This window comes from Nocardioides xinjiangensis, from assembly GCF_017916385.1.
Taxonomy (GTDB): domain Bacteria; phylum Actinomycetota; class Actinomycetes; order Propionibacteriales; family Nocardioidaceae; genus Nocardioides; species Nocardioides xinjiangensis.
This window is the reverse complement of record NZ_JAFMSW010000001.1, coordinates 2417526-2441331: the sequence shown is the minus strand read 5'-3', so window position 1 is coordinate 2441331 and position 23806 is coordinate 2417526. Positions and strand designations below refer to the sequence as shown.

At 72.5% G+C, this 23806-nt stretch carries 24 protein-coding genes and 1 riboswitch; of the genes, 3 read left to right on the top strand and 21 right to left on the bottom strand.

The window, feature by feature from the left end; all coding sequences use genetic code 11:
* Positions 1–16: 16 nt before the first annotated feature.
* The 7 genes from J3P32_RS11510 to J3P32_RS11480 all read right to left on the bottom strand — a co-directional run bounded on the left by J3P32_RS11510 (position 17) and on the right by J3P32_RS11480 (position 7550).
* On the bottom strand, positions 17–709 hold the full coding sequence (locus J3P32_RS11510; protein ID WP_210439887.1) for an SRPBCC family protein: 693 nt from the start codon (positions 707–709) through the stop codon (positions 17–19).
* Positions 709–1557 (bottom strand): FAD binding domain-containing protein, encoded by an 849-nt coding sequence (locus tag J3P32_RS11505; RefSeq protein ID WP_210439886.1) that lies wholly within the window; start codon positions 1555–1557, stop codon positions 709–711. Before J3P32_RS11505 ends, J3P32_RS11510 begins: the two co-directional genes overlap by 1 nt.
* On the bottom strand, positions 1554–4049 hold the full coding sequence (locus J3P32_RS11500; protein ID WP_210439885.1) for a xanthine dehydrogenase family protein molybdopterin-binding subunit: 2496 nt from the start codon (positions 4047–4049) through the stop codon (positions 1554–1556). Before J3P32_RS11500 ends, J3P32_RS11505 begins: the two co-directional genes overlap by 4 nt.
* The gene (locus J3P32_RS11495; protein WP_210439884.1) at positions 4046–4531 is read right to left on the bottom strand and encodes a (2Fe-2S)-binding protein; all 486 of its coding nucleotides are present in this window, start codon (positions 4529–4531) and stop codon (positions 4046–4048) included. Before J3P32_RS11495 ends, J3P32_RS11500 begins: the two co-directional genes overlap by 4 nt.
* A gap of 113 nt (positions 4532–4644) precedes the next feature.
* A complete protein-coding gene (locus tag J3P32_RS11490) occupies positions 4645–5598 on the bottom strand; it encodes a ScyD/ScyE family protein (protein WP_210439883.1) in 954 nt (317 codons plus the stop codon).
* Between the two features lie 224 nt (positions 5599–5822).
* Positions 5823–7046, bottom strand: a complete 1224-nt coding sequence (locus J3P32_RS11485) for a sigma-54-dependent transcriptional regulator family protein (RefSeq protein ID WP_210439882.1) — start codon at positions 7044–7046, stop codon at positions 5823–5825.
* A gap of 213 nt (positions 7047–7259) precedes the next feature.
* The gene (locus J3P32_RS11480; protein WP_210439881.1) at positions 7260–7550 is read right to left on the bottom strand and encodes a hypothetical protein; all 291 of its coding nucleotides are present in this window, start codon (positions 7548–7550) and stop codon (positions 7260–7262) included.
* A 454-nt stretch (positions 7551–8004) separates the two neighbouring features.
* Here J3P32_RS11480 and J3P32_RS11475 point away from each other — a divergent pair, with 454 nt between their 5' ends.
* The 3 genes from J3P32_RS11475 to J3P32_RS11465 all read left to right on the top strand — a co-directional run bounded on the left by J3P32_RS11475 (position 8005) and on the right by J3P32_RS11465 (position 10082).
* On the top strand, positions 8005–8193 hold the full coding sequence (locus J3P32_RS11475) for a hypothetical protein (protein WP_210439880.1): 189 nt from the start codon (positions 8005–8007) through the stop codon (positions 8191–8193).
* A 183-nt stretch (positions 8194–8376) separates the two neighbouring features.
* Positions 8377–9459, top strand: coding sequence for a hypothetical protein (locus tag J3P32_RS11470; RefSeq protein WP_210439879.1), 1083 nt, complete (start codon positions 8377–8379; stop codon positions 9457–9459).
* A 131-nt stretch (positions 9460–9590) separates the two neighbouring features.
* Positions 9591–10082 carry a hypothetical protein gene (locus J3P32_RS11465; protein ID WP_210439878.1) on the top strand — a complete coding sequence of 164 codons (492 nt, stop codon included), beginning with the start codon at positions 9591–9593 and terminating at the stop codon, positions 10080–10082.
* A gap of 196 nt (positions 10083–10278) precedes the next feature.
* Here J3P32_RS11465 and J3P32_RS11460 read toward each other — a convergent pair whose 3' ends face one another.
* The 14 genes from J3P32_RS11460 to otsB form a co-directional block, all read right to left on the bottom strand.
* A complete protein-coding gene (locus tag J3P32_RS11460; RefSeq protein ID WP_210439877.1) occupies positions 10279–11178 on the bottom strand; it encodes an exonuclease/endonuclease/phosphatase family protein in 900 nt (299 codons plus the stop codon).
* A gap of 64 nt (positions 11179–11242) precedes the next feature.
* Entirely contained in the window at positions 11243–12376 is a 1134-nt protein-coding gene (locus tag J3P32_RS11455) for an XdhC family protein (protein WP_210439876.1), read from the bottom strand.
* Positions 12369–13493, bottom strand: a complete 1125-nt coding sequence (locus tag J3P32_RS11450) for a vWA domain-containing protein (protein WP_210439875.1) — start codon at positions 13491–13493, stop codon at positions 12369–12371. Before J3P32_RS11450 ends, J3P32_RS11455 begins: the two co-directional genes overlap by 8 nt.
* On the bottom strand, positions 13490–14368 hold the full coding sequence (locus J3P32_RS11445; protein WP_246850074.1) for an AAA family ATPase: 879 nt from the start codon (positions 14366–14368) through the stop codon (positions 13490–13492). The genes J3P32_RS11450 and J3P32_RS11445 overlap by 4 nt, the downstream gene beginning before the upstream one ends.
* 42 nt (positions 14369–14410) lie before the next feature.
* On the bottom strand, positions 14411–14962 hold the full coding sequence (locus J3P32_RS11440) for a nucleotidyltransferase family protein (protein WP_210439874.1): 552 nt from the start codon (positions 14960–14962) through the stop codon (positions 14411–14413).
* Entirely contained in the window at positions 14959–15462 is a 504-nt protein-coding gene (locus J3P32_RS11435) for a hypothetical protein (RefSeq protein WP_210439873.1), read from the bottom strand. The genes J3P32_RS11440 and J3P32_RS11435 overlap by 4 nt, the downstream gene beginning before the upstream one ends.
* Before the next feature lie 80 nt (positions 15463–15542).
* Positions 15543–16376 (bottom strand): methyl-accepting chemotaxis domain-containing protein, encoded by an 834-nt coding sequence (locus J3P32_RS11430; protein ID WP_210439872.1) that lies wholly within the window; start codon positions 16374–16376, stop codon positions 15543–15545.
* Positions 16377–16480: 104 nt separating this feature from the next.
* Positions 16481–18109: a chaperonin GroEL gene (gene groL / locus J3P32_RS11425; protein WP_210439871.1), complete on the bottom strand. Its 1629-nt coding sequence runs from the start codon at positions 18107–18109 to the stop codon at positions 16481–16483.
* Positions 18110–18302: 193 nt separating this feature from the next.
* Complete coding sequence (locus J3P32_RS11420) at positions 18303–19190, bottom strand: ATP-grasp domain-containing protein (RefSeq protein ID WP_210439870.1); 888 nt, start codon at positions 19188–19190, stop codon at positions 18303–18305.
* On the bottom strand, positions 19187–20062 hold the full coding sequence (locus J3P32_RS11415; RefSeq protein ID WP_210439869.1) for a hypothetical protein: 876 nt from the start codon (positions 20060–20062) through the stop codon (positions 19187–19189). The genes J3P32_RS11420 and J3P32_RS11415 overlap by 4 nt, the downstream gene beginning before the upstream one ends.
* 9 nt (positions 20063–20071) lie before the next feature.
* Positions 20072–20911, bottom strand: coding sequence for an SGNH/GDSL hydrolase family protein (locus J3P32_RS11410; RefSeq protein WP_210439868.1), 840 nt, complete (start codon positions 20909–20911; stop codon positions 20072–20074).
* 178 nt (positions 20912–21089) lie between these two features.
* Entirely contained in the window at positions 21090–21365 is a 276-nt protein-coding gene (locus tag J3P32_RS11405; protein WP_210439867.1) for a MoaD/ThiS family protein, read from the bottom strand.
* Positions 21366–21379: 14 nt separating this feature from the next.
* On the bottom strand, positions 21380–22663 hold the full coding sequence (gene thrC, locus J3P32_RS11400; protein ID WP_210439866.1) for a threonine synthase: 1284 nt from the start codon (positions 22661–22663) through the stop codon (positions 21380–21382).
* 10 nt (positions 22664–22673) lie between these two features.
* A riboswitch (SAM riboswitch) is annotated at positions 22674–22812 on the bottom strand.
* 121 nt (positions 22813–22933) lie between these two features.
* Positions 22934–23773, bottom strand: a complete 840-nt coding sequence (gene otsB, locus J3P32_RS11395) for a trehalose-phosphatase (protein ID WP_210439865.1) — start codon at positions 23771–23773, stop codon at positions 22934–22936.
* Between the last annotated feature and the right edge of the window lie 33 nt (positions 23774–23806).

The window sequence follows — 23806 nt, the reverse complement described above, 5'->3', positions numbered from 1 at the left end:
CCCGGACGTCGCGAGCTCACCTCCGCAGGAGCCGGCGCAGCACCACCAGCCCGGCGAGCACCGCGACCGCCTGCCTCCAGTAGGACCTGGCGATCACCGGCAGCACCGCGGTGCCGAGGTCGAGCGCGTCGGTCCGGGCGCCGGGCGCGGGCCGGTCGGGCGCCGGCCGGCCGGGCAGCGGCTGGTCGAGCGCCGGCCCGGCGGCGGTCACCGGCGGCGCGTCGGCCGACGGCTCGCCGCCCGCCTCGGCGACGGTGGCCGGTGACGGCGCGGCGAGCCGCTGCTCGAGGCAGGCGACGAACTGCCCGAGCAGCTTGTCCGACACGTCCTGCATGACGCCGCGGCCGAACTGGGCGGGCTTGCCGGTGATGGAGAGGTCGGTCTCGACGGAGACGTCGGTCGATCCACCGGCGTCGGTCATCACGACCGTGACCTTCGCCCCCGCCGTGCCGTTGCCCCGCTTGTCCTTGCCCTTCGCGTCGACGACGAACCGGTGGGCCCCGGCGTCCTTCTCCACGAACGTGCCGCTGCCGTTGTACTGCAGGGCGATCGGTCCCAGCTTCACCTTCACCGACCCGGAGAAGGACTGCTCGTCGGCCTCGGTCACCTCGGCCCCGGGGAAGCACTCGGCCACCGACGCGATGTCGTTGAAGTGCGCCCACGTCTCCTCGACGCCGATCGGCACGGTGAAGCGGTGGCTCAGCTCCACTACGACGCCCCGGCGGCTGCGAGGACGGCGCGGCGGGTGAGCACCCGCGCGAGGTGCCGGCGGTAGTCGGCCGCCCCGTTGAGGTCGGTCGGCGGGTCGGTTCCCTCGGCGGCGAGGTCGGCCGCGGCGCGTACGCCGTCCTCGCTCGCCGGCGCACCCGCCAGCGCCTGCTCGGTCGCGGTGGCCCGCAACGGGGTGGGGCCCATGTTGGTCAGGCCGACCCTCGCCTCGTCGATCGAGCCGCGCACCGTCGCGGCCACCGCCACGATCGGCCACTGGTGCGCGACGCGCACGAACTTCTCGTAGTGCGCGCCCCACCCGGTGTGCTTCGGGACGCGGACCTCGACGAGGATCTCGTCGTCGCCGATCGCGGTCTCGAACAGGTCGACGAAGAAGTCGGTCGCCTCGACCGTGCGGCTCCCGCCGGGTCCGGCGATCACGAACTGCGCGCCGAGGGCGAGCGCCGGTGCCCCGAGGTCACCCGCGGGGTCGGCGTGCGCCAGGGCACCGCCGAAGGTGCCGCGGTGGCGGATCTGCGCGTCCGCGACCTCGGCCGCCGCCTTCGACAGCAGCAGCGCGTGCTCGCGCACCAGGGCGTGGTCACGTACGTCGTGGTGGGTGGTCATCGCGCCGATCACGATGGCGTCGCCCTCGTCGCGGATCCCTCGCAGCGACGCGATGCCGCCGAGGTCGATCACCACCTCGGGCGCGTTGAGCCGCATCCGCAGCACCGGCAGCAGGCTCTGCCCGCCCGCCATGATCTTGGCCTCGTCGCCGTGCTCACCCAGCGCGGCCAGTGCCTCCTCGACCGACGACGGCGCGAGGTAGTCGAACTTCACGGGGATCACAGGCCTGCTCCTTCTCCTGCGGTCGGGTCCTGGTTGAGCGCGCCGGCCTCGAAGTGCGGCATCGCGTCCGACGGGGTCGAGGTGTCGCCGTCGCCGGCATGGATGGCCCGCCACACCCGCTCGGGCGTGCAGGGCATCTGGATGTCGGTGACGCCGAGGTGGCGTACGGCGTCCACGACGGCGTTGACCACCGCCGGCGTCGACGCGATGGTGCCCGCCTCGCCGACGCCCTTGGTGCCGAGCGAGTTCGTGGTGCAGATGCTCGGCTGGTCGGTGTGGACCACGTCGAAGGAGATGGTGTCGGCCGCGGTCGGCAGGAGGTAGTCGACGAACGAGCCGCTGACCAGCGTGCCGGACTCGTCGTGCACGGCCTCCTCCCACAGCGCCTGCGCGATGCCCTGCACCAGTCCGCCGTGCACCTGCCCGGCCACGATCAGCGGGTTGATGATCGTGCCGATGTCGTCGCAGCAGGTGTACTTGCGCATCTTCACCGCGCCCGTCTCGGTGTCGACCTCCATGGCGCACAGGTGCGTGCCGTGCGGGTAGTTGAAGTTGACGGGGTCGAAGGTGGCGTCGGCGTCGAGGCTCGGCTCCATGTCCTCGGGGTAGTCGTGCGCGGCGAACGCCGCGGTCGCGAGCTCCTGGATCGCGACGCCCTGGTCGGTGCCGCGGACGGTGAACCGGCCGCCTGCGTAGTCCAGGTCGTCGGCGTTGGCCTCCAGCACGTGCGCGGCGAGGTGCCGGGCCTTCTCGACGACCTTGTCGACGGCGCGGACCAGCGCCTCACCGCCCACCACGAGGGAGCGCGAGCCATAGGTGTCGAGGCCCTTGTGCGCCACCTGGGTGTCGCCGTGCAGCACCTCGACGTCCTCGAACGGGACGCCCAGCCGGTCGGCGACGATCTGGCTGAACGCCGTCTCGTGGCCCTGGCCGTGGGCGCTCGCTCCCGTGACGATCTCGACCGTGCCGGTGGCCAGCATGCGCACGCTCGCGTGCTCCCAGCCGCCGGCGCCGTAGTCGAGGCTGCCGAGCACCCGGCTCGGCGCGAGGCCGCACATCTCGGTGAACGTCGAGACACCGATCCCGAGCTGGACGCGGTCACCGCGCTCGCGCCGCTCGCGCTGCTCGGCACGCAGCGCGTCGTAGCCGAACACCTCCTTGGCCCTGGCGGTGGCCGCCTCGTAGTTGCCGGAGTCGTACTCAAGCCCGGCGACCGTCGTGAACGGGAACTCCTCGTGGGTGATCCAGTTGCGCTCGCGGATCTCGAGGGGGTCGACGCCCACCTCCGCGGCCAGCTCGTCCATGAGCCGCTCGACCGCGTACGTCGCCTCGGGCCGGCCGGCCCCGCGGTAGGCGTCGGTGAACGTGGTGTTGGTCAGCACGGTCTGGCACTCGAAGCGGTAGGAGGGGAACTTGTAGATCGCGTTGAACATGAACGCGCCGAGCACCGGGACGCCGCCGCCGACGATGGCGATGTAGGCACCGAGGTCGGCGTCGAGGTGCACCTTGAGACCGGTGACCCGGCCGTCCCGGTCGGCGGCGAGGGTCAGGGTCTGGACCTGGTCCCGGCCGTGGTGGGCCGCCATCAGGCTCTCGCTGCGGGTCTCGGTGTACTTCACCGGCTTGGCCAGCCGGCGCGCCACGGCCCAGGCGATCCACTCCTCGGGCGTGGTCTGGAGCTTGCCGCCGAAGCCACCACCGACGTCAGGGGCGACGACCCGGATCTTGGACTCGGGCACGCCGGTGGTGGCCGCCAGGGCGAACCTCAGGATGTGCGGGATCTGGGTCGCCGACCACATGGTGATCTGCTCCCCCGTGGGGTCCACCACGACGCTTCGCGGCTCCATGAACGCGGGGATGAGCCGCTGCTGGCGGTACTCCCGCTCGATGAGGATGCCGTTGGCGCGGGCCTCCTCGATCGCGGCGTCGACGTCGCCGCCGGTGCCGGCCTCGCCGGAGTCGAAGACCCAGAGCGCGGACTTGTTGGTGCCGAGGTCGGGGTGCGCGAGGACCGAGTCCTCGAGCGCCTTCTTGATCCCGACGACGGCGGGCTGCTCCTCGTACTCGACGTCCACCAGCTCGGCGGCGTCGCGCGCCTCGGCCGCGCTGCGCGCCACGACGACGGCGACGACCTCGCCGGCGAACGCGACCCGGTCGGCCGGCATCGGCGAGTGGGCGGGCGTCTTCTGCTCCGGGGTGATCGGCCAGGCGTTGATGCACACGCCGAGCTCGTCGCCGAAGTCCCGGCCGGTGAACACCCCGACGACGTTGGGTGCCGACCTGGCGGCGTCGACGTCGATCGATGTGATCGTGGCGTGGGCGAACGGGCTGCGGACCATCGCGAGGTGGAGCATCCCCGGCAGCGTGATGTTGTCGGTCCAGCGCGTGCGGCCGGTGATGAGCCGCTGGTCCTCCTTGCGCCGGCGGTCCTTGCCGATCTCGGCGGCGTCCTGGTCGACCTCGCCGCCGGGACGCTCCTGGGTCGCGGTCATGCGCGCGCACCCCCCGCCGACTGGCCCGCGGCGTGCAGGACGCTCTTGACGATGTTGTGGTAGCCCGTGCAGCGGCAGAGGTTGCCCTCCATGCCGAGCCGGACCTCCTCCTCGCTCGGGTCGGGGTTCTCGGCGAGCAGGTCGACGGCCTGCATGATCATGCCCGGTGTGCAGAAGCCGCACTGCAGGCCGTGGCACTCGCGGAACGACTCCTGCACCGGGTGCAGGCCTCCCTCGGCGGTGTCCGCGAGCCCCTCGATGGTCGTGACGGTGCGGCCGTCGGCTTGCACGGCGAGGACGTTGCACGACTTCACGCTCGTGCCGTCGAGGTGGACGGTGCAGGCGCCGCAGTTCGAGGTGTCGCAGCCGATCACCGTGCCGGTCTTGCCGAGCTTCTCCCGCAGGTACTGCACCAGCAGCATCCGGGGCTCGACGTCGTCGGAGACCGCGGCCCCGTCGACGGTGAGTTCGATCTTGGTCATGCGGCGCCTCCGTGCGTGTGAGGTGGGTCACTCGACGCCGACGCTAGGGCGGGTCGGTTGGAACCCGGTTGGTCGGTGCGGACCGGCCGCCGCACACGCACGGAGGCCGCACGTCAGTAGCGCAGGACCACGCCCTTCGGCTTCTCCGACAGCACCTGCGCGGAGACGTACACGTCGCCGCGGGCCCACTCGACCGCAGCGGGCATCATGATCTCGGCCCAGGGCCTGGCGGCCGTGCTGCCGGCCTTGATGCGCGAGACCTGGCCGCCGAAGAGCTGCGCCACGTAGACGTCGCCGTTCCTGGCGACCGCCACGCCCGTGGCTCCGGCGAACCCGGACGCCACCTCACGGACCTTGCCTGTCCTGGCCTTCACCTTCACCAGCCGGCCCTGGGCGCCGATGCTGCCGTCCTCGGGTCCCCCGGGCAGCAGCGTCACGTAGAGCCAGCCGCCCTTGCCGACCTCGACGTCGGTCGGCACCGACTCGAAGTTGAACGTGTGGCCCACCGTGCAGGCCGGCAGCCCGTTCGCCGCGGCTGCCTCGGCGGTCACCACGACGGGGACCGGCGGGAGCACCGCCACGGTCGAGACCTTGCCGTTGGGCTTGACCGACAGGATGGTGTTGCCGGCGGCGTCGGCGACGTAGGTCCTGCGCTTGTGCACGGCGGTGGCGTAGGGGTGCGACTCCAGGATGCCGGTGTAGGCGGCCGGCACCTCCGGCGGCATCTGTGCGGCGCACGCCGCGTCGAGGTCGCTGAACCCGTAGGCCACGTCGCCGTCGGGGTTCTTGGTGCGCTCGTGCTGCCACAGGTCCGCGACCTTGGTGGGCCGGCTCCCGGGGCGCATGGACCACAGCGCGGTCCGCCTGCCCTTGGTCGTCGCGAAGTGGATCTTGCCCCTCGACGCGGACAGGGCGCCGACCTCCGTGCCCTTCTTGGCGGCGTAGATCACCCGGGGCTTGCCGCCGGGCGGGACCGCCGTGAGCAGCCCGGCGAAGTTCTGGCTGACGTAGGCGGTGCCGTTGCCGGCGACCACCATGCTGAGCGGCGTGACCAGCTTCTTCGCCACCGTCGTGGGTTCGGGTGCCTGAGAGGCACTCGCCGCGGGACTGCCCATGAGGCTCCCCGTGAGCAGGACGACGGCCCCCACAGCCGTCGCGCGTCGTGTTGCAGCCATGCGTTCTCCCTTGTCGTGGCCACGCCCTCCCTGGCGCGGCGGTCCTCCGCAGGATCGGCCGGTCGACGCCGGCGAGGCGCCGCCCCCACACGCTTATCCCCCAAATCGGAGGCGGATCACCGGGCGCTCGCCAGCCGTCCCTTGAGCAGCGGGGCGACCGGGTGGTGCACCGGCAGGGCGGCCAGGCAGGCCTCGACGACCGCGGTGTCGTAGGGCGCCAGCTCGCTGTAGCGCAGCACGGCGTCCGCGTCGGGATCGGCCAGGAGCGCCTCGCGCACGCTCACGGCCAGGTAGTCGCCCATCTGCACCAGCGCGGGCGAGTTCGTCCCGGGCAGGAGGTCGCCCCCGTAGGCGCGCACCGCCGCCCGTACGTCGCCCCGGCGCAGCAGCCGCTGCACCTCCTCGACGTCGGTGGTCACCGGCATGGTGAGGCGGTAGGGCCGCGAGGAGAGCTGGCCCGAGAGCGCGGACCGCAGGTGCGAGACCTCGGCCTTGAGCGTCGACGTGGTCACCGCGGCGTCGCCGTAGAGCAGCGCGTGCAGGTGCTCCACCGACAGGCCCGACGGGTGCAGCGCCAGCAGCGCCAGGATTTCGGTCTGCCTGCGGTTGAGCAGCAGCCGCTGGCCGTCGAGCCACACCTCCGCGGTGCCGAGCAGGGTCAACGTCAGCCCCGGCTCGTGGGGGCCGGGGTCGCCGGCGAGCGTCGCACGCCGGTCGGTGGGCAGCGCACCCTCGATGAGCCGCGCCATCACCCGCGCGGTCGCGAGGCCGATCGGGTGGGTGCGGTCCCAGGTCGTCGAGAGGTCGATGACGCCGAGCGAGCGACCGGTGGCCGGGTCGAAGACCGGCGCCGCCCAGCAGACCCAGTTGTGCACGACCTCGGCGTAGTGCTCGGCGCTGAAGACTGTCGCCGCTTCACCGGTGCGACCGGCGAGCGCGAGCGCGTTGGTGCCCACGCTCTGCTCGTCCCACCGGCCGCCCGGCACGAAGTTCACCGACTCCGCCTTGCGACGCATCACCCGCCCGCCGTAGGTCCACAGGATGCGCGTCTGGTCGTCGGTCACGGCGATCACGAGGTCGCCGTCCTCGGCGGTGCGGCGCAGCTCGTCCTGCACCCGCTCGACGGCCGTCTGCAGCGGCGAGGCCCTCCAGAAGTCGGCCGTGTCGCCCTCGTCGGCGAGGGGCGCACGGGTGACATCCGGTGACACGACTCCCGAGAGCTGCCAGCTGCGCAGGATCTCCGGGCGCACGGCCTCGGTCTCGTCGGCGCCGTCCCCGACGAAGCGCGTCCACGCGCGCACGGCGCTCACGCGGCGGGCGTGCAGGTCATCGCTGGTCATGGCGGCTCCCGGTGGGTCGCGGCCAACCTAGCCGGAGTGTGACGTCCACAACAGGGATCGCTCGTCGTCGTGCATCCCGGTCGCTGCGAGAAGCCCCGGCGAGGACGCTCCGAGTGACGACACCCGCGACGCTCGTCGTCACCTACGAGTCGTGCGTCCCCTCAGACCGGTGAGCGAGCCCCGTCGTTGCGGGAGCCTCGTGCGTGCGCTCGGTCACGCGGGGTTGTCGAGCGCGGCCTGGCGCTTGCCAGCGACCCAGGCGAACGCGACCGCCCCGGCGGCCGCCACGATGGCCGATGAAGTCACGTGGAGGTCGCTGAGCTCGACCCGTCCGATGACCGACGTGAGAACCAGCACGGCCGGGCAGCACCCCGCAGCGACGACGGCGGCAAGCGGTCGAGCAGTCGACGCGTGTCGTCCCCGTCCGACCAGGAACATGAGCACGGCACCCACGACGACACCGGAGAGCACTCCCAGCGTCACGCCCACCAGAGCGCCGAGCATCGTCGATCCGACGGGGTCGCCGACCAAGGGCCCCACGCCTTCGGCGGGGGTCGCCAGTCAGCCCAGCACCGCACCCACCACGGCTCCGCCCACGACTCCGGTCACGGGACCGGCGAGGAGCCACCAGGCATCGGGCGCATTTCGCTGCGGCGAGTCACTCACAGGCGAACCCTAGTCCGCGCGTCGGCCCGGACAGGGGCATCACCGCGGCGGACGCCAGCGACGGCAGCGTCACCAAGACGTCCGGGGCTGCCGCGTCGCGCGCGCTGATCGCCGCTCAGCCAAGGTGCGACGAGCGGGGATCGCGCGAGCCCGCGACGTCCAGGTCCGCCGCTGCTCGTGCACGCATCTGCCGAGTTGACGGCGGTCACCCTCGCCGGGTCTACAGGGGTCGTCGCATCCGCGAGTGCCGTTGAGCGCCTGTTTGGTCTCCCGACATGGGAGCGTTGCTTTCATGCCCGCGCTCGTGTCAGCCGCCCTTGGCGCCCTTGCTCTGTTCCTCGCTGGGTTCGTCCGTGGCGGTTTGCGCTACAGCGCCGACCCTGAACTGATCTTCGGCGCTTCCTACGCGCTTGGTGGCCTTGGACTCATGGGCATCCTCGCCGCAGGCATTGCATTCGGAGCGAACCTCAGAGAGCGGTGATGCCTTCTCCGGTTCCGGCGGCGGCTGCCTGTGACGCAGGTGGCGTGCCTTACGGCCAACCCGACCGGACGCCGGCGGCGCGTGGATCTGCCGATGAGCGAACCTCCGGTGCCCGACGTGCAGCAACCTGACGGTCTGCTGTGGTGTGCTGGGCGCGTGGGGATGTCGCGATGCTCTCGACTCGTGCTCGCCGCACTCTTGCTTGCCACGGCCGGCTGCTCGGACCACCGCGGACACGACGACACCGCCACACCGCGATCCACGCCCACTGCCCGGGTTGCCCAGCCCTCAACGCCGCCGCCGACGCCGTGGCCCATCGCTGCCGCCCGGATCGACCGAATCCCCGGCCATCTCCCCCACCACGATTCCAGCCTGCCTCGGACGTTCCCGCCCGACGACGCCGTCCTACCTGACCTCCTCACCGATCCCCCAGGTCGCGTGCGGATGACGTACCACCCCCGGGAGTCGTTCGACGACGGTGGCGGCTGGCACACCGAGCGGGTGTTCCTCCTAGGAGTCGACGGAGGATGGCGCTCGTTGGAGATGGCCGATCTGGGGCTCCCTGACTCCTCCCACCCCGGCGCGGACACCTACGGTGCCGGTGCGCTGTCACCCGACGGCAGCACGTGGGCGGCTCCCACACGGGCTGGCATCGTCATGGTGGACTTGTCCTCCGCGCGCTCGCGCGCCGTCCACCTCCCGGGAGGCCACACCAGTTATCTCGCGTGGCACCCCGACGGCCGGAGCGTTGAGGTCGTGCGGCTTCACGGTGCCTCGACGCAGCGGACGTGGTCGATCGATTCCCTGTCGCTCGGAGTGAGCCGTTCGCCGTACCTGCTGCCCATCGACGGCTTCGCGGACGATGGAACAGTTGTCACCTTCGCCCGGCACGGTGCCCAGACGCTGCGGACCGTGCACCGCGGCCGATCGCAGGTCACCGACGTCGTCGCTATGCCCTACCGTCACGCGCGCCGCGGCGGCTCAGTCGGAACCGAGCGGATCCTCTTCGGTCTCAACCGCGAACTGCTGGCCGTCGATGGGCGCTCCGGAGCACCCATTGCACGACTGCGACTCAGGCCGGTCGACGCGGCGGGCTGGCCCCGCGGATGGTGGCGGCCAGACACCGTGTGGTTCTACGAGGCCAGTCGGGGCTTGATCACCTGGGACGTGACGAACGGACGCACACGCGTCCTGACTCGCGTTCGCCCAGCAGTTGACGACGGCCTCTACTGGACCGCGAGCGTCGCCGTGGACCTGATGCGCTGAGCGCCCACACATGCCGCGAGCATCCGCTCACGCCGAGATGGAGGCACTTGTGACAGTCCGACGAGGGAGCACATCTAGGTTCTCGCTATGGACTGGTACGGAATGGCGCCCAAGGCTGCGACGCGGGACTTGTGGGTCGCGCCCACTGGCCCGACGCGCCGGAGTTCGGCGGGTGGATCGACGTGACGGGAAGGCAGGTCTTCGAAGTCCTCGGAACGGTCGGCCCGCCCGGTGTCCGGGGGATCGAGTGGTACTTCATGCCGGAGCGGGAGCACTACGGCAAGCGATTGGTCGACGCCGTCTGGCAGTACGGCACAGGGCTGAAGGTGTACAGCGAGCGTCTCTGCGAGGTGATGGAGGCACAGGGCGCCCGGCTGGAGACCTGGCCCGCCGACGTGCGCCACCGGGACGGGCAGCGCATCCCTGGATACCTCGCTGTGCTCGAGGAGGTCGACACCCCGGGACCCGTCCACAGCTTCGTCAAGGGTCGTCGCTCCAGCGACGTGGCCATCAATGAGGACGTGAGGAGCGCGATCCTGCGAGGCGCATTCGCCGGCCTCGAGATCGAAGAGGTGTCGGGACCGTTTCCCGGGGGCGACTTCGATGACCCCCCGGCGCTCTGACCGGCCCTGGCTTGCTTGCCCGAGCCGGTCCCAGCTGGACCACCTCGAGGGACCGCTGCTGCAGCGGGCGGCGAGCGACAGCCGTGTCACCCGCAGGTGACGAGAGTCCGGACCTGTCGCGATGATGCGTGGATCGCCGGCCACCGGGCCCCCAGCCCGCTCGGCCCAGCGTGCGGGAGGCGTCGCCCGCCCGCGGTCAGCGCTTGCGCTTGAAGGTGGCGACGATGCCGGGGTGGTCGGTCACCAGGTGGCGGTAGGACCGGTAGGAGCGGATGCGGAAGGCCGAGTCGCGCTCCGCCATCACGTAGTCGATCCCCGATCCACCCTTGCGGCCGCTGTAGTTGGTCTCCAGGCGCAACGGCCTGGTGATCCGCCCCTTCACGAGGTGGTCGGTGGTGTCCCGGTTCTCGGTCACGTTGCAGTCGCACATCGCGACGAACTGGTGCCCCTTGCGCGTGTCCTGGGCGATGGAGCGCACCCGGCTGGCCATCCGCCACATGGCCTGCACCCCGCCGCGGTTGGCGTAGCGGGGCCCGCCCGTGCGGCGGTCGTGCAGGTGGTTGGGCAGGTGGAAGCTCACGGCCCGGATGACGTGACCGCTCGCACGGTGCCTGAGCACGGCCACCACGCCGTACTGGTCGTGGGCGATCCGGCCGGTCTGGCGCCGCCAGGTCCTGCCGGTGAGGAGGGCCGACCAGGTCTTCTCGAGCTCCCAGACGTCCTTGTCGAAGGCGATCGGGTTGTCGTCCGTGCCGGTCGGGCCCTTCGGCATCAGCAGGGTCCACGACTTCGGGAGGGACGCGCGCAGTGCGGGACGGCTGAACAGGCGCTCCTGGAAGCCGATGACCGAAGCGCCGCCGCCGATCACCTGGCTGATGTCGTGGCGCATGCCGGCGACCCGCATCCCCTTGCGCAGGTTGAGCGTCGCCACGTCGAAGCGGTGGGCGGGCCCGGCGCTCGCGGCCTGGGATCGTGCCTCCTCACGGGCCTGCGCTGCCGAGGCGCCGGGCGTCACACCGACGAGCAGCAGCAGGGTCGCGACGGCGAGGGCGGTCGATCGGGCGACGTTCCGGGACAGGGCAGCAAGAAAAAGCACCCGCACGACCATAGGCGGACGACTCCCACCGGCAAATTCGTCGTCGGAGGGCGCCGCCGGCCGGTCAGTCGTCGTGGTGGATGCGGCCCTGCGTGGTCGTGAGCCGCTCGCCCGAGCCGCCCCACCGGCGGGCCACGACCTCGGCGGCGATCGAGACGGCGGTCTCCTCGGGCGTCCGGGCGCCGAGGTCGAGCCCGATCGGCGAGGAGAGCAGGGCCAGCTCGGCCTCGGTCAGGCCGGCCTCGACGAGCCGGGCCGTCCGCTCCTCGTGCGTGCGCCGGGAACCCATGGCGCCGATGTAGCCGGGTCGCACGTCCTCGTCCAGCCGCAGGGCCACCTCGAGCAGCGGTACGTCGAACTTGGGGTCGTGCGTCAGCACGGCCAGGACGGTCCGGCGGTCGATGCGCCCTGCCGCGAGCTCGGCCTGCAGGTAGCGGTGCGGCCAGTCGACGACGACCTCGTCGGCGCCCGGGAACCGCGAGGTCGTCGCGAAGACCGGCCGCGCGTCGCACACGGTCACGTGGTAGCCGAGGAAGGAGCCGACCTTCGCCACCGCGGCGGCGAAGTCGATGGCGCCGAACACGAGCATCCGCGGCTTGGGCGCGAACCCCCACACGAAGACCCGCATCCCCTCGCCACGGCGCTCGCCCTCGGGACCGTAGGTCAGCGTCGCGTTGGTGCCGGCGGCGAGCAGGCCGAGCGCGTCGTCGTGCACCGCCGCGTCGGCGCGGCCGGAGCCCAGGCTGCCCTCCGCGGCGGCGTCGGGGCGCACCACCATCCGGCGGCCGACGCGGGTCGGGTCCGGGTGCGCGATGACGGTGGCGAGGGCGACCGGCCTGCCGGCACCGACGTCGGCCGCGACGCCGGCCAGCTCGGGGAACGTCTCGCGGGAGACCTGCTCCACGAACACGTCGAGGATCCCGCCGCACGTCAGTCCGACCGCGAAGGCGTCGTCGTCGGAGACGCCGTAGCGCTCGAGCACCGGCTCCCCGGACGCGACCACGCTCTGCGCCAGGTCGTAGACCGCCCCCTCCACGCAGCCGCCCGACACCGAGCCGACCGCCGTGTCGTCGGGGCCGACGAGCATCGACGCGCCGGGCGGCCGGGGCGCGGACCGGAAGGTGGCGACGACGGTGCCGACGCCGACGGTCTCGCCGGCCTCCCACCACGCCATCAGCTCGGGCAGCACGTCACGCACGGGCGATCACCCCGGTCAGGTCCGCGAACGTCGCCAGCGAGTGTCCTGCGAGGAAGTCGTCGCAGTGCGGCAGCGCGGCGACGACCCCGCCCTGCAGCGGCTCGTAGCCGGCCTTGCCGCGGTGCGGGTTCACCCAGACCACCCGGTGCGCAATCCGTTGCAGGCGGGCCATCTGCTCGCCGAGCAGCCCGGCGTCGCCGCGCTCCCAACCGTCGCTGAACACCACGACGACGGCACCGCGGGCCAGGCCGCGCTGACCCCACCGGTCGAGGAAGACCCGCAGTGTCTCCCCCAGTCGCGTCCCGCCGGACCAGTCGGGCACGACCTCGCCGGCGGCGACGATGGCCCGCTCGGCGTCGGGCCAGCGCAGCGCGCGGGTGACGTGGGTCAGCCGGGTGCCCACGGTGAACGTCTCGACGGTGCCGCCGGCGGTCCGCGCCGACTGGGTCAGGCGGTGGGCCAAGCGCAGGAGCGCGTCGGCGTACGCGCTCATGGAGCCGCTGACGTCGACGAGCAGCACCACCCGGCGCGGGCGGGTGCCGCGCCTGCGCCAGGCGAGCTCGCCGGGCTCTCCGAGTCGACGCAGCGAGTCGCGCAGCGTGCGCGGGGCGTCGAGCTCGCCCCGGTGCCAGCGGCGGTGGCGGGCGGTGCGCCGCACGGGCGGGTGCAGCGACAACCGGCCGAACATCGCGGCAAGGCGTCGCCGCTCCGCGGCGTCGAGCGTCGCCACGTCCCGGTGCCGCAGCAGGTCCGCGGCCGAGGCGGCGGCGCGGACGACGTCCTCGTCCCCGTCGGGGTCGGTGCCGGCGGCGTCCTCGGCATCGGGCAGCAGGTGGGCCGAGGCGGGGCGGGACGCCTCGCGCGGGTGCGCGCGCGGCAGGCCGTCACGCGGGTCGTACCACGCGGCGAACACCTGGTCGTGCCGGGCGAGGTCGTCGGGCGACCCGCACAGCGTCGCGCGGCCCGCCCAGTAGACCGCCTGCCGGTCGTCGACACCGACGGCCGCGACCGCGACGAGGTAGGCGCGCGCCCGGTCCTGGGTCACCGGCACGCCGGCCGCCCGCAGCGCCCGGGTGAAGCCGAGCAGGATCTCGTCGGGACCGCGGTCGGGCGTCATCGCGCGAGCATCCGCTCCAGCGCGACGCGCACCCGGTCGGCGTCCTCCCGGTACTTCAACAGCGCGCCGAGGGTCGCGGCGGCCGACGCCAGGTCGATCTCGGCGGTGCCCAGGTAGGTCAGGGCGCGGGCCCAGTCGAGGGTCTCGGCGACACCGGGCGGCTTGAGCAGGTCGTCGCGTGCGCGCAGCTGCTGGACGAGCCCTACGACCTGCAGCGCCAGCGCCTCGCTGACCTCGGGCGCCCGCGACCGGACGATCTCCACCTCGCGGTCGAGACCGGGATGGTCGATCCAGTGGTAGAGGCATCGGCGCTTGAGCGCGTCGTGCAGCTCGCGGGTGCGGTTGGAGGTGAGCACCACCAGCGGCGGCTCGGGAGCGGTGACCGTGCCGAACTCGGGGATCGTCACCTGCCAGGTCGACAGCACCTCCAGCAGGAACGCCTCGAACTCGTCGTCGGCGCGGTCGACCTCGTCGACCAGCAGCACGGCCGGCGCCTGCCGCAGTGCCGCGAGCACCGGCCGCGCGAGCAGGAACCGCTCGTCGTACAGGCTCTTCTCGGCCTCGTCGGAGTCGACCTGCCCGGCCGCCTCGAGCGCCCGCAGGTGCAGGATCTGGCGCGGGAAGTCCCAGTGGTAGAGCGCCTGGCTGGCGTCGATGCCCTCGTAGCACTGCAGCCGGACCAGCGGCAGGTCCAGTCCCTGCGCGAGCGCCTCGGCCAGGGCCGTCTTCCCGGTCCCTGGCTCCCCCTCCAGGAGCAGCGGCCGCTGCATCCGCGCGGCGAGGAACACGACCGTCGCGAGCTCGCCGTCGGCGAGGTAGCCGGTCGTTCCCAGCCGAGCGGCGACGTCGGCGGCGGAGTCCATCCCTGGCGGCATGCGCCTCAGGCTACGACCCGCCACGTTGGTTGCACGTTGGCCTCAGCGGGTGTCGACGTCCGCGCCCGACGCGAGGTCGCCGCACTCGACGAGCGCGACCTCGTGCTGCGCGAGGTAGTCGCGGGCACCGCGGTCGCCGGTCGCGGTCGCGACGACGCCCGTCCAGTGGTCCCGTCCGATCAGCACCGGGTGCCCCGGCATGCCGTCGTACGCCGCCCGCGCGAGGTCGGCCGACCCGCGCGAGGTCCCGACGAGCCGCGCCACGACGTCTCCGCCGACGTCGGGCAGGTCCACCAGCGACACCAGCGCGGCGTCGTGCCGCGTGCCTGCCAGGGCGGTGAGGCCGGCGCTCAGCGAGGCGCCCATGCCCTCGGCCCAGTCGTCGGCGCGGATCCGCGACACGGACATCGGGAGCAGGGCCGCGGCCCGCTCCGCCTCGGCGCCGAGCACCACCACGACCTCGGCGCAGGGACGCAGCGCCTGCACCGAGCGGAGCAGCCAGGACGTGCCGTCGTCGTCGCGGGCGAGTGCCTTCGGACCGCCGAACCGCTCCCCGGACCCTGCCGCGAGGAGCAGCCCGGCGACCGACGTCACCGCGGGAAGGCCTCGGCGTAGAGCGCCTCGAGCTCGGGCGACTTCTCCGCGGTGAACCCGCACAGGGTGACCCTGTCGCCGGTGGCGCTGACGAGGTAGGTCTTGCCCTCCTCGAGGTCGACGGCCATCAGCAGGTCCTCGAGGGCCTTGCTCGGAGACGCGACGGTGACGGTCTCGGCCTTCCCGCCGGCGTACCAGTGGTCGACGGCCAGCGTCGCGCTGCCGTCGTCCAGCGAGGTCACCGTGCCCTCGAAGGCCGTGTCGAACGTGGCCAGCGTCTCGGCGGAGGGCATCGCGCACTTGCCGGCCGCCGAGGACTCCACGGTCAGGGCGAGCGTGCCGGTGCCCGCCTCGGAGCTGGTGGCCGGGCTCGACCCGGCCGCGCTCGACCCGGCCGGGGCGGCGTCGCCCCGGTCGTCGGACCCGCAGGCGGCCAGGCCCAGCACGGCGACGAGGGACGCGGCGAGGCGGGCGACGGTACGGGATCGGCTGGTGTTCACGGTTCCTCCTGCGGAAGCGGGGCCGGTGCGGTCACCGTGCCACACCCCTTCGACGCCGGCCGTCGCGGGGGCGTTCCGCCTCAGGCGTCGTCCTCGTCCTCGAGCTTGCGCCTGAGCCTCCCGACGCCGGGGATCTTGCCGAGGAGCTCGTTCAGCTCGCGGCTGACGTCGAGCAGCTCGTGCAGGTCCGGCGCGACCGTTCCGAGGGTCGTCAGCACCGGGAGCACGTCGCGCTCGACCTGGACGGTCAGCCCGGGCAGATGGTCGACGAGCCGGACCAGCGCGGCCACCTCGTCGGGGTGGGTGGTGTCCGCGAGCGTCCGGAGGACCGGCAGCAGCGTCGTCAACGGGGGCTCGAGGGCGTCGAGGAGACCCACGGCGCGGCCGACCAGCGCGTCCGCGTCGTCGGCCACGGTCCCGACGCGGTCGATCTGCTTCTGCGCGTCGTCGGCCACGGTCCCCACGCGGTCGATCTGCTTCTGCGCGTCGTCGGCCACCGCACCCACGCGGTCGATCTGCTTCTGCGCGTCGTCGGCCACCGCACCCACGCGATCGATCTGCATCCGCGCGTCGTCGGCCACCGCACCCACGCGGTCGATCTGCTTCTGCGCGTCGTCGGCCACCGCACCCACGCGGTCGATCTGCTTCTGCGCATCGTCGGCCACCGCACCCACGCGGTCGATCTGCTTCTGCGCATCGTCGGCCACCGCACCCACGCGGTCGATCTGCTTCTGCGCGTCGTCGGCCACCGCCTCGACACGGTCGAGCGTGACGGAGGCCCGGGCGAGCAGCACCTCGGCCTGGTCGATGAGGGCCAGCACGCGCGGCACGGCCCCGAGCAGCATCTCGACCTGCTCACCTCCGCGACCGAGGGCGGAGATCACGTCGCGGGGGCCGGGCACGGGCAGGCGCATGGTTCATTCCTACCAGCGGTGTCCCCGGGGTCGCGGGAACGCAGCAGGGCCCCCGCCGGAGCGGGGGCCCTGCTGGTGGTGCGTGGTGCTCGGGGGAGCCGGACTCAGAAGTCCATGCCGCCCATGCCGCCCATGTCGCCGCCGGGCACGGCCGGCGCCTTCTCGGGCTTGTCGGCCACGACGGCCTCGGTGGTGAGGAACAGCGCGGCGATCGACGCGGCGTTCTGCAGCGCCGAGCGGGTCACCTTCGCCGGGTCGATGATGCCCTCGGCGATCATGTCGACGTAGTCGCCGGTGGCCGCGTTGAGACCGTGACCGGCCTCCAGGTTGCGGACCTTCTCGGAGATGACGCCGCCCTCGAGACCGGCGTTGACCGCGATCTGCTTGAGCGGGGCCTCGATGGCGACCTTGACGATGTTGGCACCGGTGGCCTCGTCGCCGGTCAGCTCCAGCTTGGAGAACGCCTCGGCACCGGCCTGGACGAGCGCCACGCCGCCGCCGGCGACGATGCCCTCCTCGACTGCGGCCTTGGCGTTGCGGACGGCGTCCTCGATGCGGTGCTTGCGCTCCTTCAGCTCGACCTCGGTGGCCGCGCCGACCTTGATCACGGCGACGCCGCCGGCGAGCTTGGCGAGGCGCTCCTGCAGCTTCTCGCGGTCGTAGTCGGAGTCCGACTTCTCGATCTCGGCGCGGATCTGGTTGACCCGGCCCTCGATCTGGGCCTGGTCGCCGGCACCCTCGACGATGGTGGTCTCGTCCTTGGTGATGACGACCTTGCGGGCCTGGCCGAGCAGCTCGAGGCCGGCGGACTCGAGCTTGAGGCCGACCTCCTCGGAGATGACCTGGCCGCCGGTGAGGATGGCGATGTCCTGCAGCATGGCCTTGCGGCGGTCACCGAAGCCCGGCGCCTTGACGGCGACGGAGCGGAAGGTGCCCTTGATCTTGTTGACGACCAGGGTCGACAGCGCCTCGCCGTCGACGTCCTCGGCGATGATCAGCAGCGGCTTGCCGGACTGCATGACCTTCTCGAGCAGCGGCAGCAGGTCCTTGACCGTCGACACCTTGGAGTTCGCGATGAGGACGTAGGGGTCCTCCAGCACGGCCTCCATGCGCTCGAGGTCGGTGGCGAAGTAGGCGGAGATGTAGCCCTTGTCGAACCGCATGCCCTCGGTCAGCTCGAGGTCCAGCCCGAAGGTGTTGGACTCCTCGACGGTGATGACGCCTTCCTTGCCGACCTTGTCCATGGCCTCGGCGATGATCTCGCCGACGGTGGTGTCGGCCGCGGAGATCGACGCGGTGGAGGCGATCTGCTCCTTGGTCTCGACGTCCTTCGCCATGCTGAGCAGCTGCTCGGACACGGCGGCGACGGCGGCCTCGATGCCTCGCTTGAGGCCCATCGGGTTCGCGCCGGCCGCGACGTTGCGCAGGCCCTCGCGGACCATGGCCTGGGCCAGGACGGTCGCCGTCGTCGTGCCGTCACCGGCGACGTCGTCGGTCTTCTTGGCGACCTCCTTGACCAGCTCGGCGCCGATCTTCTCGTAGGGGTCCTCCAGCTCGATCTCCTTGGCGATCGAGACACCGTCGTTGGTGATCGTGGGGGCGCCCCACTTCTTCTCCAGCACGACGTTGCGGCCCTTGGGGCCCAGGGTGACCTTGACCGCGTCGGCGAGGGTGTTCATACCCCGCTCGAGGCCGCGGCGGGCCTCCTCGTTGAAAGCAATCAGCTTCGGCATGACTTGCGCGATTCCTTGTCGACGTGAGTTCTGTGGGTACGACGCCGGGCGGGCTGCCCGCGACGGACGATCCGCTCCCCCGGCGATCCATTCACACCGGCTTCGCGGACCTCAGCGTCACCTGGGTCGCTGTCACTCTCTCGTCGAGAGTGCCAACCTCATGTTTAGCACTCGACCCCCGAGAGTGCAAACGTCAGGCCGGGGGCCGCGGCCGCGAGGACCGGTAGGAGCTCCGCGCGGCCACCAGGTCGGCGAACGGGGCGGCGTTGGCCGTGGAGACGTTGAGGTAGAGGCCGGGCTCGATGAGCTCGAGCTCGCTGACGACCCAGTCGCCCTCCCAGTGCAGGAGGTCGACCCGGAGGTAGTCGATCGGCCGGCCGAACCGCTCGGCCATGGCGCCGTGGGCGCGCAGGACGAGGTCGGCGACGTCGCCGGTCGGCACTGCGCGCACGGTGCCGCCGAACTCCTCGTTGACGCGGACGTCGCCCGCTCCCGGCAGCTTGTCGAAGCGCTGGGTCACCTCACCGCCGAGCACGTGGACGGAGGTCTCGCCCCGGGTCCGGACGGACTCCACAAGGGGCTGGACCACCCACGGGCCGCCGACCTCCGGGTGACCGGGATGGCTGCGAGCCGGGACGCCGAGGCGCGGGTCGTCGGCGTCGCTGACGACGAGGAGCCCCGCACCGCCGGCGCCCACGCGCGGCTTGACGACCGCGCTGCCGAAGCGGCGTACGGCGTCGGCGAGCGCGGCGCGGTCGTCGGCGAGCAGCGTCGGGACGGCGGGCAGGTCGCCGAGCTCGGTGAGGTAGCGCTTGTCGTGGTTCCACGCGAACACGTCGTGGCCGTTGAGCAGGCGGGACTGGTCGAGGGAGGCGGTCCAGCCGAGGAACTCGGTGTGGCGCGCCACGTAGTCCCAGGTCGACCGCACGGCGACCAGGTCGGCCGCAGCCCAGTCGACGGCCGGGTCGTCCCAGCGCGCCCAGGCGTGCTCGATGCCGCGGGCGCGCAGCTCCGCGTCGAGGGCCGCCGCGCCCGGCTCCCCCTGCGGCAGGTCGCCGCTGGTGGCGAGCAGGACGCTCATGCCCCGGGCTGCTCGGAGGGCTGCTCGGACGTCTGCTGGGCGGGGACCGCGGAGGACCCGTGGAACTCGTGAGCGGAGTGGTCGCGGTTGGTGCCCTCGCGGTTGTCACCCTTCTCGATGATCACGAGGTTGTGGTAGCAGTGCACCGACCGCACCCACTGGTCGGTGTAGGTGGGCTCGTAGCCCTCGATGAGGAACTCCTCGTGGTTGAGGCCGTCGATGAGGTCCTTGACGAGGTCCATCGACGTGCCGGGCGCGCGGGGGTCGAGCTGACCACCCCACGCCGGCCAGTAGGAGGTCTGGGTGTCCTCGATGCAGTAGATCGCGCCGTCGGGCAGCAGCGGGAACAGGATCCGGAAGGACTCGCGGACGTGCGCCGGGATGTGGCTGCCGTCGTCGATGACGACCATCGGCGCCCCCTGCTCGTCGATGATCCGCTGGAGGATCTCGGGGTCGGTCTGGTCACCGAGGTAGGCGTGGATGCGCCCCCGTGTGAGCCACGACTTGTCCTCGATGTCGAGGCCGACGATGCGGGCCTTGGGGAAGAACCAGCGCCACATCTTCATCGAGGCGCCGCTCCTGCGGCGCTTCTGGTAGCCGCCGATGCCGAGCTCGAGCAGCGTGAACGACTCCGTGCGGAGGTGCTGCAGGTGCCGCTCGTAGTGCGGCGTGTACCTGTGGACGCCCCACTTGTCGGTGCCGAACTCGATCGCGAGCTCGGTGAGGTTGCTGGCCAGCAGCCGGCGGCGGCGCTCCGCCTTCGCGTCGACGACCGGCTCGGGCGCCTCGGGCACGGGCGATGCCTGGATGCGGCCGGCCCTCTGGGCTGCCTTCTTCAGGGCCTGGCCGGCTCGTCGAGCGGTGGTGCGCACCCGCGAACCCTAGCCTGACCCACCCACCCCCGGTGCGTGGTGCCCGAACGGCACCGCCTCGACCACGCCGAGCGCTGCGAGCACCGACGGCAGCATCGCCTTGGCGGTGCGCTTGTAGCCGTGGGCGCTCGGGTGGAACCGGTCGAGGCTGAACATCTCCTCGGGATTCGTGATGAAGAACGGACCGACGACGTGCGCGAGGGAGACGACCCGCGCGCCGTGCTCGAGGGCGACGCCGCGCTGTGCGTCCGCGAGCTGGCGCGAGGCCCGCGACCCGAGCGCGCGCAGGGGCTGCGGCACCGGCCGCAGCGCGCCCAGGTCGGGGCAGGTGCCCACGACGACCTCGGCCCCGAGGGCGCGCAACCGGTCGACGGCGTCCGCGAGGTGGCGCACGGACTCCGCGACCGGCACCCGGTGGGTGACGTCGTTGCCGCCGACGACGATGACGGCCACGTCCGGGCGGTACGTCCCGGGCAGCGAGGCGAGCTGGGCGGCGAGCATGCTGCTCTCCGAGCCGACCACCGCCGCCGTGCGCAGCCGCACCGAGCGACCCGCGTGCTCGGCGATGCCGCGGGCCAGGCGACTGCCCAGCGTCTGCTTGGCCCGCTCGGCGCCCAGCCCCGCGGCGATCGAGTCGCCGAGGACGAGCAGGTCCACCGGCGCCCCGTACTTCTTCTTGTAGTGCTTGTCCGCGGAGGGGGCGACCTCGCCGAGGGGCTTGCCGATGGCCCGTCGCGCCTGCGCAGCCTGACGGTGCAGCAGCTCGCGGGCACCGTACGTCGTCCCGCCCGCGAGGCCGCCGAGGACGGCCAGCGCGAGGCCGGCCCTGGTCAGGTGCTTGCTTCCCACCCCGCCTGTGAACCACACGTCGTTGAACGTGCGCGCAACCCGCGGTGTCCGCCGACCCAACGGGGCGTCACACCTGGGCACGGGTGCACACGACGCGCCCCCGCGCGTCGGCCAGCTCGGCGCCGGTCGCGGCAACGCCGCCGTGGTCGACGTACGCGCTCCCCCGGCCGCCGGGGGGTCAGCCGCCGGCGACTGCCGGGATGACCGAGACCTGCACGCCGTCGGGCGTCGGGGTCGCGAGGTCCTCGAGGAACCGCACGTCGTCGTTGCCGACGTAGACGTTGACGAACCGGCGCAGCTGGCCCGCCTCGTCGAGGATCCGCCCCTTGATGCCGGCGTAGCTGGCGTCGAGGTCGTCGAGCACGGCGGCGAGGGTGTCGCCCTCGGCGCTGACCTCGGACTGGCCGCCGGTGTAGGTGCGCAGGATGGTGGGGATCCGGACGGACACGCTCATGCTGGGTTCCTCCTTCACAGGACGCCGGACGCGACGAAGGCGTCGTAGCTAGGGGCGATGGTGGCGGCGGGACCGACCCGGTCGGCGACCGCGTCCAGGGTCTTCAGGCCCATGCCGGTGTTGATCACGACGGTCTCGAGGGACGTGTCGAGCTGGCCGGTCTCGACGAGCTTCTTCAGCACGCCCACGGTGGTGCCCCCGGCGGTCTCGGTGAAGATGCCCTCGGTGCGGGCCAGGAGCAGGATCCCCTCGCGCACCTCGTCGTCGGTGATGTCCTCGACGGCACCACCGGAGCGGCGGCAGATGTCGAGGACGTAGATGCCGTCGGCGGGGTTGCCGATCGCCAGGCTCTTGGCGATGGTGTCGGGCTTGACGGGCCGGATCGCGTCGGTGCCGGCCTTGTAGGCCACGGAGACCGGCGAGCAGCCGGTCGCCTGGGCGCCGAAGACCCGGTAGGGCTTGTCCTCGACCAGGCCCAGCCGGATCAGCTCCTGGAAGGCCTTGTCGACCTTGGTGAGCTGCGAGCCGGACGCCACGGGGATGACGATCTGGTCGGGCAACCGCCAGCCGAGCTGCTCGGCGATCTCGTAGCCGAGGGTCTTCGAGCCCTCGGCGTAGAAGGGCCGGACGTTGACGTTGACGAACGCCCACCCCTCCTCCTCGCCGGCGATCTCCGAGGCGAGCTTGTTGACGTCGTCGTAGTTGCCCTCGACCGCGACGAGGCGGTCGGTGTACACGGCCGAGTTGACCTGCTTGGGCTTCTCGAGGTTGCTCGGGATGAAGACGACGGTCCGCATCCCGGCGCGGGCGCCGGCGGCGGCGACCGCGTTGGCCAGGTTGCCGGTCGAGGGGCACGCGAAGACCTTCGCGCCGAGCTCCCGGGCGGCGCTGAGGGCGCACGCGACCACGCGGTCCTTGAACGAGTTGGTCGGGTTGGTCGAGTCGTCCTTGACCCAGAGCCGGTCGATGCCGAGCTCGCGGCCGAGGTTGCGCGCCTCGAGCAGGCGGGTGAAGCCCGGCTCGGTGTTGGGGCTCTGCTCGATGTCGGTCGGGACGGGGAGCAGCGCCTTGTAGCGCCAGATGTTCGCGGGACCCGCCGCGATCTCCTCGCGGGTCACCGACGGGAAGTCGTAGGCCACCTCCAGCGGCCCGAAGCACTCCGGACAGGCGTACGACGGGCCGAGGGCGACCTCGTGCCCGCACTCCCGACAGGCGAGTGCGCGGGCGTGCCCGAAGGCGCCCTCGCGCAGCCCCTTCGACGCCGTGGCGGTCGTGGTGTCGTCCAGCAGGGTGCTCATGAAGTCCTCCTTCTCATCTGTCCCCGCGACTCTCGCGTGGGTCGGATTTGGCACCTGCTCCCGTGACTGCCGGAGGTGTCCGGACAGGAGGCTCACGGGTGGTTGCCGGGACTTCGACGGGCCGTTCCCTCAGTCCCTCGTGATGAGCACGCCCAGCCTAGGCGGGGCGTCTCACGATGCGCACACCGAGTCCACGATGTGATCGGGCCGCGTCCGCTGCGTGGGCGACCCGAGGGACGCCTGGGGGGACGGCTGCGCGGCCCGCGGCGGTCAGCGGCCGGCGAGGGGCGCGGGAAGCCGGCCGAGCAGCTCGACCATCCCGGCCGGACCGTCGACGACGACGTCGGCGAGCCGCACCAGGTCGGGCTGCTCGTGCGAGGCGGAGCAGACGACGAGTCCGGGCAGGCCGTCGGCACGCAGCTCCCGGACCGCCTCGAAGGCCGCGATGTCACCGAGGTCGTCACCGCCGAAGACCACGCCGGAGGCCTCCTGCTCGGCGACGAAGGTCCGCAGGGCCGCGCCCTTGTGCATGTCGCCGGAGCGCACCTCGATCACGTTGCGCCCCGGCTCGATCGTGAGGTGGTGGCGCTCGGCGAGGGCGGTGAGCGGCTCGACCAGCCGGTCGAAGGCCCCGGCGGGGTCGTCCATGCGCCGGGTGTGCACCGCGACCGCGAGGCCTTTCTCCTCGACGTGGGCCTCAGCGGCGCCAGCACCGCGCAGCACCGACGGCAGCTCGCGCTCGAAGCTGGCCAGCCCCGCGGGCGGCCGGGGCGAGCGGATCCGCTGCTCGGTCGCCGACCAGCGCTCGTTGCCGTACTGGCCGAAGACGAAGAGCTCGGCGCCGCGATCGAGCATCGCGTTGCCGAGCGCGTCGAGGTCTCCCATGGCGATCGCCTGGCGTGCCGGTCGGCCCGTGATCACCGCGACGGCGCGGACCGCCTCCGCGAGCTCGAGGAGCGCGCCCGGGGCACCGGGGTGCAGGCGCGCGGCCTCGGGGTCGTCGACGACCGGGGACAGCGTGCCGTCGAAGTCGAGCCCGACGACCGCACCGGCGAGGACCTCGCGCAGGGCGTCGTAGTGAGCCCGCGCGTCGTCGGAGGTGAACTCCATGGGGCTCAGCCAACCACGCCGCGCGGGGGGACG

Excerpts from the sequence above, each read along its gene's own strand:
- J3P32_RS11445 (WP_246850074.1), bottom strand. The coding sequence starts at position 14,368 with ATGCCGCCAGGGATGGACTCCGCCGCCGACGTCGCCGCTCGGCTGGGA.
- thrC (WP_210439866.1), bottom strand. The coding sequence starts at position 22,663 with ATGAGCACCCTGCTGGACGACACCACGACCGCCACGGCGTCGAAGGGG.
- J3P32_RS11405 (WP_210439867.1), bottom strand. The coding sequence starts at position 21,365 with ATGAGCGTGTCCGTCCGGATCCCCACCATCCTGCGCACCTACACCGGC.
- J3P32_RS11430 (WP_210439872.1), bottom strand. The coding sequence starts at position 16,376 with ATGCGCCTGCCCGTGCCCGGCCCCCGCGACGTGATCTCCGCCCTCGGT.
- J3P32_RS11450 (WP_210439875.1), bottom strand. The coding sequence starts at position 13,493 with ATGACGCCCGACCGCGGTCCCGACGAGATCCTGCTCGGCTTCACCCGG.
- J3P32_RS11420 (WP_210439870.1), bottom strand. The coding sequence starts at position 19,190 with ATGAGCGTCCTGCTCGCCACCAGCGGCGACCTGCCGCAGGGGGAGCCG.
- groL (WP_210439871.1), bottom strand. The coding sequence starts at position 18,109 with ATGCCGAAGCTGATTGCTTTCAACGAGGAGGCCCGCCGCGGCCTCGAG.
- J3P32_RS11500 (WP_210439885.1), bottom strand. The coding sequence starts at position 4,049 with ATGACCGCGACCCAGGAGCGTCCCGGCGGCGAGGTCGACCAGGACGCC.
- J3P32_RS11485 (WP_210439882.1), bottom strand. The coding sequence starts at position 7,046 with ATGACCAGCGATGACCTGCACGCCCGCCGCGTGAGCGCCGTGCGCGCG.
- J3P32_RS11495 (WP_210439884.1), bottom strand. The coding sequence starts at position 4,531 with ATGACCAAGATCGAACTCACCGTCGACGGGGCCGCGGTCTCCGACGAC.
- otsB (WP_210439865.1), bottom strand. The coding sequence starts at position 23,773 with ATGGAGTTCACCTCCGACGACGCGCGGGCTCACTACGACGCCCTGCGC.
- J3P32_RS11480 (WP_210439881.1), bottom strand. The coding sequence starts at position 7,550 with ATGCTCGGCGCTCTGGTGGGCGTGACGCTGGGAGTGCTCTCCGGTGTC.
- J3P32_RS11475 (WP_210439880.1), top strand. The coding sequence starts at position 8,005 with ATGCCCGCGCTCGTGTCAGCCGCCCTTGGCGCCCTTGCTCTGTTCCTC.